Here is a 13445-nt window from a genome sequence, read left to right as displayed (position 1 = left end):
TACCCGGCACACCAGGCGGTAGCGGTGTGAGCCGATAGTGAACTGGCGCAGTGCGCGAGTGCGCAGTGTGATTTGTGGATTTTCGACGCTGTAGCCATGCTGTTGCAGTGCCTGCATGGCATTGCGCACGATGTTCAGCGTTGCCTGTATCAGTTGCTCGCGATCGCCGATCAATTCGGGAATGCTGGGGTCGTAGTCGCGCAGTACCCGGATATTGCCGAGCCCTTCGGCCTCCACCAGGTGTCTGACCCTCTCCAGCACTTCATGGATGTTGGTCGGCTCCATGCGAGGGTTGGTGTTGGGTCCGAGCATGTTATCCACGAGATTGCGCAGCCGATCCGCCTCTTCAATGATGATGTTGGTGTAGTCGGCGAGGTCTTCACTAGGCAGTTCTCGGGCCAGCAATTGCGCTGCGCCGCGCAAGCCACCCAGTGGGTTCTTGATCTCGTGGGCCAGCCCCCGAATCAAGACCCGGGCGTTTTCCTGGCTGGAAAACAAGCCTTCTTCCCGGCTGATGCGCAGCAGGCGATCCAACGGCTGCAGCTCGATGATCAACGATTTACGGTTGTTGGCTTCGTGCACCGGGGTTACGGCAAAATCGACTGTGATCTTTTCACCGGACTGCAGAAACAGCTGAGCCTCGCGCTTGGTGTAGGCGTTGAAGTTATTGATGGCATCGAGCAGGTTGATCATGGTGTCTTCCGGCTCGAAAAACAGCTTGGTGACTGAATGCCCCTGCATGCGCAGGCGAGACACAGCCAACAATGCCTCGGCGGCGGGATTCAGGTAGCTCACCGTAAGGTTGGGCTCCACCAGAATGATGGCCGTCTTGAGATTGTCGAGTATGCGGTGGTGGAGGTTATCCGGTGCCATGGGAATATGTGAACTCCTTTCTATCCTAGGCCACAAGCAATATCCGGGCCATGGAGTCTGATGGGCGACTGCTGCTATCTGGGGCGCTGGCGAGCCCTCAGGACTCACCGAAATGAGGCTGGAAGATTGCCAGTATAGCGCACGCGCACCAATATGGTGCGCAAAAAGAGGGCTTGGATTCAGCCGGTTTGGCTGGAGTTAGCGGCCACCGGGCCATTGAGCGGTCACTTCAATGCTGGCGGGGCTGCCGACAACCCTACCTTTTTTGTCGACTACTCTGGCGCTGATCTGGTGCGCGCCGGGGCGGAGTCGTTCAATTGTGGTCGTGTAGTTGCTCCCCAGAGCGATGGATGCGCCGTCGAGCAAAAACTCAATCTGGTGTTTGGGCAGCACTGGCGGGGAGACGTTGATGGAGACAGAAACTGGCTGCAGACCGTTGGCGAAGAAGTCGCCATCGGCAGGTTCAAGAAAAACCACTTTGTAGCTGGAGCTGGCCGACTTCTGTTTTTTCGGGGGCTTTGCTTGGGGTTGAACCGCTGGGGTGCGATTGGTGTCCTTGAGATTCACGCGCTGTGCGTCGCGGCTCGGCTGGTCACTGAAAACGGGGTTGCCTTGGCTGTCTTCGGAGCGAAATATCAGCGGGCCGCTGTCTTCCTCGGCTTTCGGCGGTTCCGCCTGACACAGGGAGAAAGCCAGAAGGGTGCACACGGCAAGTGAGATGCGTTTTGGTTTCATGGCGTTATGGTTATGCCAATCGGGGCGGGCGTCAATAGGTGTTTGGCGAACGGTTCCGCGTTGGTCGCGCGGGCACAAAAAAGCCCGGCACAGGGCCGGGCTTTCGGGGCATGCGAGAGCGATTAAACGCTGTAGTACATGTCGAACTCAACGGGGTGAGTCGTCATGTTCAGGCGCTCAACTTCACCGGCTTTCAGGCCGATGTAGGCGTCGATCATGTCGTCGTCGAATACGCCGCCAGCGGTCAGGAACTCGCGATCTGCGTCCAGAGCTTGCAGTGCTTGCTCCAGGGTAGCGGCCACGGTCGGGATCTCGGCGGCTTCTTCTGCGGGCAGGTCGTACAGATCTTTATCGGCAGCGTCGCCGGGGTGGATCTTGTTCTGAATGCCGTCCAGGCCAGCCATCAAGAACGCAGCAAACATCAGGTACGGGTTGGCTGAGGGATCGCCAAAGCGCACTTCGATGCGGCGTGCTTTCGGGTTGGATACGTAAGGAATACGGATTGAAGCAGAGCGGTTGCGGGCAGAGTAGGCCAGCATTACCGGGGCTTCAAAGCCAGGTACCAGACGCTTGTAGGAGTTGGTGGACGGGTTGGCAAAGGCATTCAGCGCGCGTGCGTGCTTGATGATACCGCCAATGTAGAACAGGGCAGTTTCAGACAGGCCGCCGTAGGCGTCGCCGGCAAACAGGTTGGTGCCGTCTTTGCTCAGTGACATGTGGCAGTGCATGCCGCTACCGTTGTCGCCAACCAGAGGCTTGGGCATGAAGGTGGCGGTTTTGCCATACGCGTGAGCAACGTTGTGTACGCAGTACTTGAGTACCTGTACTTCGTCGGCTTTTTTCACAGCGTTGTTGGGGCCAACACCAATTTCACACTGACCGGCAGTACCCACTTCGTGGTGGTGTACTTCGATATCCAGGCCCATGGCTTCCATGGCGTCACACATGGCCGCACGCAGCTCGTGCAGGCTGTCGACTGGCGGAACGGGGAAGTAGCCGCCTTTAACGCCAGGGCGGTGACCGAAGTTGCCGTCCTCGAAAACCTTGTTGGAAGACCAGGCTGCTTCGTCAGAGCTGATGGCGTAGCCAGCACCGCTGATGTCAGCGTGCCATTTTACGTCGTCAAATACGAAGAATTCGGGCTCTGGACCAAACAGGGCGCCATCGGCAATGCCGGTAGAGCGCATGTATTCTTCAGCGCGGGTCGCGATGGAGCGTGGGTCGCGGTTGTAGCCCTGCATGGTAGAAGGCTCAACGATGTTACAACGTACGATAACAGTGGCGTCGTCGGTGAAAGGGTCCAGCACAGAAGCGGCGTCGTCCGGCATCAGGATCATGTCGGATTCGTTGATGCCTTTCCAGCCAGAGATGGAGGAACCGTCAAACATTTTGCCGTCTTCGAAGAAGCTGTCGTCTACTTCTTTGGCGGGAATGGTTACGTGCTGCTCTTTACCTTTTGTGTCGGTAAAGCGCAGGTCGACCCATTTCACTTCATTGTCTTTAATCAGTTTCAGAGTGTTCTCTGACATTAGGGTTTTCCTCCAATAAGAGAGTCTGGTTGTCTCGACCGTGCCTGCGGCCGTGCCGAAAGTGGGCGATTATATGCCTATCTTTCAGGGGCGCATAGGAGCCCCGTGAGTGACTCCACTAAAAGCAAAAGCCGTGCCACTACTATTGGGCAGGAATCCCTGCATTTATCGGCCTTTACGCGGTGCATTGCCTTTTTTAAGTGCGGAAAAACTGAAGAGCGCTCCATTATGGTGCGTCATCGCACCATAGTGGTGCATTTTGATCTTTGCAAGGGCGTCCATGAGTCTTGTGCCAATTAACGCTATAATCGCGTTTTTCTCCACTGCGCGTCTATTGTCGCCAAATCTGGGCTGTCATGAAGTTTATCGTCAAGTTTTTCCCTGAGATCACCATCAAAAGCCGGCCCGTGCGCAAGCAATTTGTGAAACAGCTGCACACCAATCTCAAGCGCCTTTTGCAACCCATTGATTCTGAAGTACATATTGAGCGCCAGTGGGACAAGATTGTAGTCAGTTCGCAGCAGCTAGAGCCTGATACGGCGGCGGCATTTATTGATGTGCTGAGTAATACCCCGGGCATCGCCTATTTTATGGACGTGGTCGAGTACCCGCTGGTGGATATCGATGATATTTTCCAGAAGACGCTCGCTTTGTGGGGCGATCGCCTCAAAGGGCTGCGATTCAGTGTGCGCTGCAAGCGCATAGGTGATCACCCCTTTCAGTCGCTGGATATAGAGCGCTACGTTGGTGGGGGGCTCAATCAGCATTCAGAAGCTCAGGGCGTTGATCTGAAAAACCCGGACGTCGTGGTGCGTATTGAGGTACGTGACCAGAGCGTGTTCATTGTCAATCAGCGCTACCCGGGGCTGGGTGGCTTTCCGCTGGGCAGTCTCGACCCGGTGCTGTCACTGATTTCCGGTGGGTTTGATTCGCCGGTTGCCAGTTATCTGATGATGAAGCGCGGTTTGCGCACTCACTTCTGTTTTTTCAATCTGGGTGGGCGCGACCACGAGATCGGGGTCAAGGAAGTAGCCTTGTACCTGTGGATGAAATACGGCGCGTCGCACCGGGTTAAATTCGTCACCGTGCCGTTTGAGGGGGTGGTGGGTGAGATTCTGAAAAATGTCGACAACTCCCAAATGGGGGTGGTGCTCAAGCGAATGATGCTGCGCGCCGCCGAAACTGTGGCTGACCAGCTGAACGTGCAGGCACTGGTGACGGGCGAAGCGATCGCGCAGGTGTCTAGTCAGACGCTGACTAACCTATCGGTGATTGATGCGGTTACTGACAAGCTGGTATTGCGTCCGCTGATTGCGGCCGACAAAGGCGATATTATTCGCACGGCAACAGAGATCGGCACCGAGGAGTTTGCGGCAAACATGCCGGAATACTGTGGCGTGATTTCTGTGAAGCCCACCACGAAGGCTCGTCCGGAGCGCATCCTTGCGCAGGAAGCGAAATTTGATTTTTCGGTTTTGGAGCAGGCCCTGGCGGCTGCGCGCTATACCACGATTGATCAGCTGGCCAACGAAGAGCTGGAGCGCATTGAAGTTGAGGTATTGCAGGTGCCGGTGCCGGATGCTGTGGTGCTCGATGTACGTCATCCCGATGAGGTGGAACGCGCGCCGCTACGCCTTGCCGGCGTGACGGTATCATCGCTACCGTTTTATGAGCTGCACAGTAAAAGCGATACCCTATCGCGTGACAAAACCTATCTGCTGTATTGCGATAAGGGAGTAATGAGCCGCCTGCATGCGGCTCATCTGGTCGAGCAGGGCTTTACCAATATCAAGGTGTACCGCCCCAATTGATTGGGGCGGTTGCCGCTCAGTGGTGAAGCCAGGCTTCGGCTGCGTGTGCATCCTTCATGTCGAAAGCTTTTACTTCCAGTTCATGAAACAAAGCGCCTTCCACTTCACTCAGATTGCGTATCCATTTTTCATCGGCGATGACAGCCGCTTTGTCGAAGTGCTTCAGGGTGCGAATGAGTTGTGGCAATTGTTTTAGTTCCACCCCAACAGCGCCGGCTGAGGGCATTTCAAAGTCGTGGACAAAATACAGCATTTTGCCGTCGCGAATATGCTCACACTTCATTTCCAGATTAGCGATCGCGGCACGCATATCGTTGCTTTCCAAGCGTCCGCTCATTTCAATATCAATGCGATCCTGACCTACCGGTTGTACGCGAAACATAGAGCCTCCTTCAGTGATGAGGTTGTTGCTGAATCGAAGGCGCAGGATAGCGGCTGAGAGAATGCGTGTGAGGGAAATAGTTGGGTAGGCGCGTCACGAATGACGCGCAATTTTCACAGCTTGAGGTTTTGCCAGATGGCTTTGGTGGGGTTCACTGTGTTCATGGTGTAAAAGTGTAGCCCAGGAGCGCCAGCAGCGAGCAATTGTTCGCAGAGACGGGTTACCACTTCGACACCAAATTCACGGCTCGCTTCGGCATCATCGCCATAGCTTTCAAACTTCTGCGTCATCCAGCGAGGCAGTTCGGCGCCGCAGTTGCGGGAAAAGCGCGCCAGGTTAGCAAAGTTGGTGATGGGCATGATGCCGGGATAGATTGGCTTATCAATTCCCGCTTTTTGGCAGTGATCCATAAAATAGTGCCAGGCGTCGATGCTGTAAAAGTACTGGCTGATCGCGCTGTTGGCGCCGGCGTCCAGTTTGGCTTTCAGAAAATCGATATCGGCCTGGTAGCTTTTGGCATCCGGGTGAATCTCCGGGTAGGCCGCCACTTCGAGGTGAAAATGCTCGCCGGTGTGCTTGCGGATAAACTCCACCAGCTCTTTAGCGTAGACCAGACGGGTTGCGCCCATGCCTGAAGGTATATCGCCACGCAAGGCAACGATACGGTCAATGCCTGCATCCTTGTAGCTGTTGATCAGTTCAAGCATGGAAGCTTCGTCATCGCCGCCAAAAGACAGGTGCGGCGCAACAGACAGGCCTTCCTGTTTCATCTGCGTGACAATGTTCTTGGTGTTGTCGCGCGTAGAGCCGCCGGCACCGTAAGTCACGGAGAAGAACTCGGGGCCTAGGTCGCTCAGTTCAGCGCGAACGGTTTGCAGTTTCTCCCGACCGATGTCGGTCTTGGGTGGGAAAAATTCGAAGCTGTAGCGTTTAGTCATATTGTTTGAATTCGACGTTGGTTCACCTGTCGGGCAGGCTTCTGCGAACTTGGCCGCAGAGGCCTGCCTTCGAGCGAATAGATTAGTACTTGTAGCTTTCGGGCTTGTAGGGGCCGTCAACCGGTACGTTGATGTACTTGGCCTGCTCGTCGGTCATGCGGGTGATCACGCCGCCAAAACCGCGCACCATTTCGGCAGCTACTTCTTCGTCCAGTTTCTTCGGCAGTACTTTCACATACAGGTTGGCTTGCTTTTCTGCAGCGGGCAGATCGGCAAACTTGCGCTCCCACAGGTAGATCTGGGCGAGAACTTGGTTGGCGAAAGAACCGTCCATGATGCGCGAGGGGTGGCCAGTGGCGTTGCCCAGGTTTACCAAGCGGCCTTCGGACAGCAGAATCAGGTGGTCGCCGCTAGCTTCATCGCGCACGATGCGGTGAACCTGAGGTTTGATTTCTTCCCACTTCCAGTTCTTGCGCATGAAGGCGGTGTCGATTTCGCTGTCAAAGTGACCAATGTTGCACACTACGCAGCCGGTTTTAAGCGCTTTAAGCATATTGGCGTCGCACACGTCGACGTTACCGGTAGTGGTTACCAGCAGATCGGTGGTGCCCAACAGGCGGGTGTCGATGCTGGCTTCGGTGCCGTCGTTGATGCCATCGATGTAGGGCGAAACAACTTCATAGCCGTCCATGCAGGCTTGCATGGCACAGATCGGATCGATCTCGGTGACTTTTACAATCATGCCTTCCTGACGCAGTGAAGCCGCAGAGCCTTTGCCCACGTCGCCGTAGCCAATAACCAGTGCTTTCTTACCTGATAACAGGTGATCTGTGCCGCGCTTAATGGCGTCGTTCAGGCTGTGGCGACAGCCGTACTTGTTGTCGTTTTTCGACTTGGTTACCGCGTCGTTAACGTTGATCGCCGGTACTTTCAGTGTGCCGTTTTCCAGCATTTCCAGCAGGCGGTGAACACCTGTGGTGGTTTCTTCTGAAATGCCGTGAATCTTGTCCAGCATGTGGGGATACTTGTCATGCAGCAACAGGGTCAGATCGCCACCGTCGTCAAGAATCATATTGGCGTCCCACTCTTTGCCTTCGCTCAGAATGGTTTGCTCGATACACCACCAGAATTCCTCTTCGGTTTCACCTTTCCAGGCAAAAACGGGGATGCCGGCGGCGGCTATGGCTGCAGCAGCGTGATCCTGAGTAGAGAAAATGTTGCATGAAGACCAACGTACTTCCGCGCCGAGTTCGATCAGGGTTTCGATCAGAACCGCAGTCTGGATGGTCATGTGAATACAGCCCATGATTTTGGCGCCTTTCAAAGGCTGGTCAGCCTTGTACTTGGTGCGCAGGGCCATCAGGGCGGGCATTTCGGTTTCCGCGATTTCGATTTCGCGGCGACCCCACTGGGCCAGTGAAATGTCGGCGACTTTGTAGTCGGTGAAGTTGCTTTGTGCTGCTGTAGCAGTCATGTCTGTTTCCTCTTACTGGCCTGCGGCGCCCCTCTCGCTAGAGGCTGCTCGGCAGGCAAAAAATGTGGGATTCGCCTGCGCCGCAGGCTCCTACCTGTGATTGTTAAAGAGCGGCTTTCAGTGCATCCGCTTTGTCAGTTTTTTCCCAGCTGAATGCTGTTGCTGTTTCGGAGCGCTCTTCACCGCCTTCCTTAAAGGTGTAGGTGTGCTCGTAAGGCTCGCGACCAAAGTGGCCGTAAGCGGCGGTGGGCTGATACATCGGGTGCAGCAGGTCCAGCATTTTGGTTATGCCGTATGGGCGCAGGTCGAAGACCTCACGCACAGCGGCGGCCAGCTTATCTTCGCTTACCTTGCCAGTGCCGAAAGTGTTGATCGAGACTGATGTGGGCTCGGCAACGCCAATAGCGTAGGACACCTGGATTTCGCAACGATCAGCAAGACCAGCCGCAACAATGTTTTTCGCAACATAACGGCCTGCGTAAGCGGCGCTGCGGTCTACCTTGGACGGATCCTTGCCTGAGAATGCGCCGCCACCGTGGCGAGCCATTCCGCCGTAAGTGTCGACGATGATTTTGCGGCCGGTGACACCGCAGTCACCCACGGGGCCGCCAATGACGAAGTTGCCGGTCGGGTTGATGTGGAATTTGGTGTCGGCATGCAGCAGTTCAGCTGGCAGCACGTGTTTGACGATCTCTTCGATCACGGCTTCGCGCAGATCGCTCTGTGAGATTTCCGGGTTGTGCTGAGTGGACAGAACGATCGCGTCAATGGCCGCGGGTTTGCCGTTTTCATAGCGCAGGGTTACCTGGCTCTTGGCGTCTGGGCGCAGCCAGGGCAGTACACCGTGCTTGCGCAGGTAGGCCTGACGCTCTACCAGACGGTGGGAGTAAAACAGCGGAGCAGGCATCAGTACGTCGGTTTCGTTGGTGGCGTAACCGAACATCAGGCCCTGGTCGCCAGCGCCTTGGTCTTCGGGTTTGGCGCGATCGACACCTTGGTTGATATCTACAGACTGTTTGCCAATCGCGTTGAGTACCGCACAGCTGGCGCCGTCGAAACCAACATCTGAACTGTTGTAGCCAATGCCGTTAATAACTTCGCGGATAATGTCTTCGAGATCCACGTAGCAAGAGGTGGTTACTTCACCGGCAACCACAGCCATGCCGGTTTTTACCAGCGTTTCCACGGCAACACGCGCATGCTTGTCGCGAGCGATGATGGCATCCAGTACCGCATCGGAGATTTGGTCTGCCATTTTGTCGGGGTGACCTTCAGAGACGGACTCTGAGGTAAACAGTGCGTATTCGGACATAGCTTTTCCTCTAGTTGACGCTACTTTTATGTGCAAAATTTAAAATCAGGGTTTCAGGAATTGCCTGAGTTGCACCCTGAAGCCATTTTTCTGGGCCAGAAAAACTGCAGGCCCTTCCTCCAGACCGGCCTCGGTGGCCCAGTCTGTCAATTCGTCGGGATCTAATCCCAGCCACAAATCACCGCAGGCTTCTTTGGCCCAGCTCTGATTGTGCGGACATAAATCCGTGATGCTCAGCACGCCGCCCGGTTTTAGCCAGCGTGCCGTGTCGGCCACAATATCTGCCGGCGACGGCACGTGGTGCAAAACCATATTGATTGCTACGCAATCCACACTGCCTGGGCTTATATTGGCGCTGGCGGTGTCGGCCAGCACAAACTCGATATTCTCGAGCTGCTGTTCAGCGGCACTCTGACGCGATTTGTCTAGCATCGCGCTGGCATTGTCGAGTGCGATGACCCGCTGATAGCGCCGCGCCAGTTCAGGTAAAAAGCCGCCTTCGCCCGGGCCAACTTCCACGGCCAGCGCACCGGTACTCTGGGTGCTGCTAAGCAGCTCGGCACTGGCGGGCCCATAGAGACCGTATGCGACGATCTGTTCCTGCTGGCGGCGAAACTCGCCGGCATATTCTTCAAAAAAGGCCTTCGAGCTTTCCGCTCGAGCGTCGTTAATCAGTGCCAGTTGTCGCTCGGCTGACGCGTCGAGAACCACCAGGTCGGCGCTACTCAGAATGGCCGTTTGCAGCTCGGCAAATTCCGGGTGGCGCGGTTTGTGCGCGCGCCGGTAAAAAATAGTGCTGCCTTCGCGACGGGTGCTGACCAGGCCGGCGGTGGCCAGAAGCTTTAGGTGGTGGCTCATGCCCGGCTGACTGACATCCAGTATCTGGCTCAGTTCCTGCACGCTGAAGGTGTCCCGCCGCAGGATGCGCAAAACCGACAGGCGAAGCTGGTCGGCAGCGGCCTTCAGTAGGGCTACCAGGGCATCGCGGGTTTCGTGCCCGCTGCTAATCTGCAGGGCGGATTCAGTCATGACGGGGAGTTTACCAGCATCTTCGGCAATATAAAAATATTTTTATATAAGGATTTTTTTATGGATTTTGGTCGATGCTCCAGCCCGCTGGGGCTCTGGCCTCAGCTCGATTTGCTGTATTGGCCCGAGTAGGGGAAAATAGCGCCTCTTTTTTTCCGGCAACCGCACTTCTCTATCACAGGAGCCCTCAATGCCCTCTCGTCGCGATCTCGCCAATGCCATACGCGTTCTCAGTATGGACGCTGTTCAACAGGCCAATTCCGGCCACCCCGGCGCACCGATGGGCATGGCAGATATTGCTGAAGTGCTTTGGCGTGACTTTCTCAAGCACAACCCGGCCAACCCGAACTGGGCGGATCGCGACCGTTTTGTGTTGTCTAACGGTCACGGTTCCATGCTGCTGTATTCGCTGCTGCACCTTAGCGGCTATGAACTGTCTATCGACGATTTGAAAAACTTCCGCCAGCTTCATGCGAAAACACCGGGCCACCCGGAATACGGTTATGCGCCGGGCGTTGAAACTACCACCGGCCCGCTGGGTCAGGGCATCACTAACGCGGTGGGTTTTGCACTGGCAGAGAAAGTGCTGGGTGCTCAGTTCAACCGCGACGGTCACCAGATTGTTGATCACTACACTTACGCCTTCCTCGGCGATGGCTGTCTGATGGAAGGTATCTCCCACGAGGCCTGTTCACTGGCGGGCACCTTGGGGCTGGGCAAGCTGGTTGCCATTTATGATGACAACGGCATTTCTATCGACGGTGATGTGGAAGGCTGGTTTACCGACGATACCCCGGGCCGGTTTGAAGCCTACGGCTGGCATGTGGTGCGCGGCGTGGACGGGCACGATGCCGAAGCGGTTAAAAAGGCGATTGAAGAAGCCCGAAGCGTGACCGACAAGCCGAGCTTGATCTGTGCCCGCACCGTGATCGGGTTTGGTGCCCCCAACAAGCAGGGCGGTCACGATGTGCACGGCGCACCGCTGGGTGGTGACGAAATTGCGGCCGCACGCGAGCATCTGGGCTGGAACCACGGCCCCTTCGAAATCCCCGCCGATATTTACAGCGAGTGGGATGCCAAATCCCAAGGTGAAACCGCCGAGGCCGAGTGGAACAAGGTGATGGACGCCTACCGCGCGGCCTACCCGGAGCTGGCGGCTGAATTCGAGCGTCGCATGGCTGGCGAACTGGTTGAAGATTTTGATGCCCGCGCCCAGGCGTTGGTAGAAGAAGCTCAGGCGGCGATGGAAAAGGTCGCCACCCGCAAAGCGTCAGAAAAGGCCCTGAATGGTTTCGGTCCCTTTATGCCCGAGCTGCTGGGCGGCTCGGCTGACCTGACCGGCTCTAACAACACCTGGTGGCAAGGTTGTACCCTGATGTCACCGAGCGAGCCTGGTGCCAATTACATCTCTTATGGTGTGCGCGAGTTTGGCATGGCCGCCATCATGAATGGCGTTGCCCTGCACGGCGGCTTTATTCCCTATGGAGGCACCTTTCTGGTGTTCTCTGATTACGCCCGCAATGCCCTGCGCATGGCGGCTATCATGAAGCAGCGCAGCATCTTTGTATTGACCCATGACTCGATTGGTCTGGGTGAAGACGGCCCGACTCACCAGCCGGTGGAGCACGTACCTTCTCTGCGCATCATTCCGAACATGAGCGTGTGGCGCCCCTGTGATGTGACCGAAACCATGGCGGCCTGGCGTGCGGCGCTGAGCCGCAATGATGGTCCTACTTCAATGGCCTTGACCCGTCAGGGGCTGGCGCCGCAGGAGCGCAGTGCCGAGCAGGTGGCCAATATCGCCAAGGGCGGTTATGTGTTGAGTGACTGTGACGGAGAGCCCGATGCCATCATTATCGCGACCGGTTCCGAAGTGCAGATTGCCATGGACGCCAAAGCCAAGCTGAGCGGCAAGAACATCCGCGTGGTGTCGATGCCCTCGACCGATGTGTTTGAGCAGCAGGATGCGGCTTATCGCGAGTCGGTACTGCCCAGTCATGTGCTGGCCCGCGTTGCGGTGGAAGCGGCGCACGTGGATTACTGGTACAAGTATGTGGGCCTCGATGGTCGCATTGTCGGTATGAGTACCTTTGGTGAATCGGCGCCTGCCGGTCAGTTGTTTGAATACTTCGATATCACTGCCGACGCCGTGGTGGCTGCGGTCGAGGATTGCCTGCCAGAATGATCAGGCTGGCGATCAACGGTTATGGTCGCATTGGGCGCTGCGTACTGCGCGCCCTCTATGAATCTGACTATCGCAGCCAGATGCAGATCGTGGCGATTAACGAGCCGGCGGATCTGGCGACGATTGTCCACCTGACCAAATACGACAGCACCCACGGTCGCTTCCCGGGCAAGGTGGCGGCAGCGGACCAGTCGCTGGTGGTGCAGGGTGATCGCATTGCGGTAACGCACCATCACTCGCTGGAGCAGGTGCACTGGGCCGGTGTGGATGTCGTGCTGGAGTGCTCCGGTAGCTACGACAGTCACGCAGATATGGCCGCGCACCTAGAACAGGGTGCAAGCTATACCCTGCTGTCCCAGCCCGGTCAGTCGGATATCCCGGCGATAGTATTTGGTATTAACGAAGAGCTGCTGACACCCGAAACCCATATTGTGTCGGCGGCGTCCTGCACCACTAACTGCATCGTGCCTGTTATCGATGTTTTGGAGCGCAGCTTTGGCATCGAGTCAGGTACCATCACTACGATACACTCGGCGATGAATGATCAGCCGGTGCTCGATGCATATCATCATACCGACCTGCGTAAAACCCGCGCAGCGGGTCTGTCCATGATTCCGGTGGATACCGGTCTGGCGGCAGGCATTGGTCGCATACTGCCAGCGCTGGACGGAAAGTTTGCGTCGCGCGCCCTGCGCATCCCAACGCATAATGTCTCTGCCATGGAAATGACCGTACACTGTCGCAAACCGGTGACAGCCGATGCGGTCAACCGTGCGTTGTTGGCGGCGTCGGAATCGCGCTTGCAGGGCTTGCTGGGTGTCAGCAATGAGCCGCTTGCCAGCTGCGATTTCAATCATGATCCGCGCTCCGGGGTGGTTGACGCCGGGCAGACCCGCGTCAGCGGCCAGTTGGTCAATATGCTGGTGTGGTTCGACAATGAGTGGGGGTATGCTAACCGGATGTTGGACGTGGTCAGCCACTGGCAGGCCGGATGATGTTGAAATCGGTGAATGTGAAATAGTTGCGTTGAGGCTGTGGAATCCTTTTGGAGCATAGGATGTCCGATAGCGCACCTGGAATGTTAGAAGGATAGGATGAGGGGCTTTTGGGGTGGCTTCAGAAGCGTGCTCCTTAAAGGCTGTCAGCTGTATTGTCCCTCACCCCCGGCCCCACTCCC

11 protein-coding genes are annotated in these 13445 nt (G+C 56.4%); 3 read left to right on the top strand and 8 right to left on the bottom strand.

Annotated features, from left to right (window positions below):
• The 3 genes from glnL to glnA all read right to left on the bottom strand — a co-directional run.
• A partial coding sequence (glnL, locus tag ABYP39_RS12410; protein ID WP_372782813.1) for a nitrogen regulation protein NR(II) occupies nucleotides 1–873 on the bottom strand: 873 nt, incomplete at its 3' end.
• 198 nt (nucleotides 874–1071) lie between these two features.
• Complete coding sequence (locus ABYP39_RS12405; RefSeq protein WP_372782811.1) at nucleotides 1072–1608, bottom strand: DUF4124 domain-containing protein; 537 nt, start codon at nucleotides 1606–1608, stop codon at nucleotides 1072–1074.
• A gap of 122 nt (nucleotides 1609–1730) precedes the next feature.
• Nucleotides 1731–3137 (bottom strand): glutamate--ammonia ligase, encoded by a 1407-nt coding sequence (gene glnA / locus ABYP39_RS12400; protein ID WP_372764116.1) that lies wholly within the window; start codon nucleotides 3135–3137, stop codon nucleotides 1731–1733.
• A 356-nt stretch (nucleotides 3138–3493) separates the two neighbouring features.
• On the opposite strand from glnA, the gene thiI reads away from it, so the two are divergent.
• Nucleotides 3494–4948 (top strand): tRNA uracil 4-sulfurtransferase ThiI, encoded by a 1455-nt coding sequence (gene thiI / locus ABYP39_RS12395; protein ID WP_372782809.1) that lies wholly within the window; start codon nucleotides 3494–3496, stop codon nucleotides 4946–4948.
• A gap of 16 nt (nucleotides 4949–4964) precedes the next feature.
• On the opposite strand, the gene ABYP39_RS12390 is transcribed toward thiI, so the two are convergent.
• From ABYP39_RS12390 to ABYP39_RS12370, 5 genes are all read right to left on the bottom strand, one after another.
• Nucleotides 4965–5330 carry an STAS/SEC14 domain-containing protein gene (locus ABYP39_RS12390; protein WP_372782807.1) on the bottom strand — a complete coding sequence of 122 codons (366 nt, stop codon included), beginning with the start codon at nucleotides 5328–5330 and terminating at the stop codon, nucleotides 4965–4967.
• Between the two features lie 113 nt (nucleotides 5331–5443).
• The gene (gene metF, locus ABYP39_RS12385) at nucleotides 5444–6268 is read right to left on the bottom strand and encodes a methylenetetrahydrofolate reductase [NAD(P)H] (protein ID WP_372749373.1); all 825 of its coding nucleotides are present in this window, start codon (nucleotides 6266–6268) and stop codon (nucleotides 5444–5446) included.
• 82 nt (nucleotides 6269–6350) lie between these two features.
• On the bottom strand, nucleotides 6351–7742 hold the full coding sequence (ahcY, locus tag ABYP39_RS12380; RefSeq protein ID WP_372763813.1) for an adenosylhomocysteinase: 1392 nt from the start codon (nucleotides 7740–7742) through the stop codon (nucleotides 6351–6353).
• 103 nt (nucleotides 7743–7845) lie between these two features.
• Nucleotides 7846–9054: a methionine adenosyltransferase gene (gene metK, locus ABYP39_RS12375; protein ID WP_372763814.1), complete on the bottom strand. Its 1209-nt coding sequence runs from the start codon at nucleotides 9052–9054 to the stop codon at nucleotides 7846–7848.
• Between the two features lie 45 nt (nucleotides 9055–9099).
• A complete protein-coding gene (locus ABYP39_RS12370) occupies nucleotides 9100–10083 on the bottom strand; it encodes an ArsR/SmtB family transcription factor (protein ID WP_372782805.1) in 984 nt (327 codons plus the stop codon).
• A gap of 190 nt (nucleotides 10084–10273) precedes the next feature.
• Here ABYP39_RS12370 and tkt point away from each other — a divergent pair, with 190 nt between their 5' ends.
• Both tkt and ABYP39_RS12360 read left to right on the top strand, forming a co-directional pair.
• Nucleotides 10274–12268: a transketolase gene (tkt, locus tag ABYP39_RS12365; protein ID WP_372782803.1), complete on the top strand. Its 1995-nt coding sequence runs from the start codon at nucleotides 10274–10276 to the stop codon at nucleotides 12266–12268.
• Nucleotides 12265–13263 (top strand): type I glyceraldehyde-3-phosphate dehydrogenase, encoded by a 999-nt coding sequence (locus tag ABYP39_RS12360; protein WP_372749159.1) that lies wholly within the window; start codon nucleotides 12265–12267, stop codon nucleotides 13261–13263. Before tkt ends, ABYP39_RS12360 begins: the two co-directional genes overlap by 4 nt.
• The last annotated feature ends 182 nt before the right edge of the window (nucleotides 13264–13445 follow it).

This window comes from Litorivivens sp. (assembly GCF_041625495.1).
Taxonomy (GTDB): domain Bacteria; phylum Pseudomonadota; class Gammaproteobacteria; order Pseudomonadales; family Spongiibacteraceae; genus Litorivivens.
This window is presented reverse-complemented; position numbering and strand designations above follow the sequence as displayed.

Bases quoted from the DNA above. Each gene is read 5' to 3' on its own strand.
- metF (WP_372749373.1), bottom strand. From the start codon at position 6,268: ATGACTAAACGCTACAGCTTCGAATTTTTCCCACCCAAGACCGACATC.
- ABYP39_RS12360 (WP_372749159.1), top strand. From the start codon at position 12,265: ATGATCAGGCTGGCGATCAACGGTTATGGTCGCATTGGGCGCTGCGTA.
- metK (WP_372763814.1), bottom strand. From the start codon at position 9,054: ATGTCCGAATACGCACTGTTTACCTCAGAGTCCGTCTCTGAAGGTCAC.
- ABYP39_RS12370 (WP_372782805.1), bottom strand. From the start codon at position 10,083: ATGACTGAATCCGCCCTGCAGATTAGCAGCGGGCACGAAACCCGCGAT.
- ABYP39_RS12405 (WP_372782811.1), bottom strand. From the start codon at position 1,608: ATGAAACCAAAACGCATCTCACTTGCCGTGTGCACCCTTCTGGCTTTC.
- tkt (WP_372782803.1), top strand. From the start codon at position 10,274: ATGCCCTCTCGTCGCGATCTCGCCAATGCCATACGCGTTCTCAGTATG.
- ahcY (WP_372763813.1), bottom strand. From the start codon at position 7,742: ATGACTGCTACAGCAGCACAAAGCAACTTCACCGACTACAAAGTCGCC.
- thiI (WP_372782809.1), top strand. From the start codon at position 3,494: ATGAAGTTTATCGTCAAGTTTTTCCCTGAGATCACCATCAAAAGCCGG.
- glnA (WP_372764116.1), bottom strand. From the start codon at position 3,137: ATGTCAGAGAACACTCTGAAACTGATTAAAGACAATGAAGTGAAATGG.
- ABYP39_RS12390 (WP_372782807.1), bottom strand. From the start codon at position 5,330: ATGTTTCGCGTACAACCGGTAGGTCAGGATCGCATTGATATTGAAATG.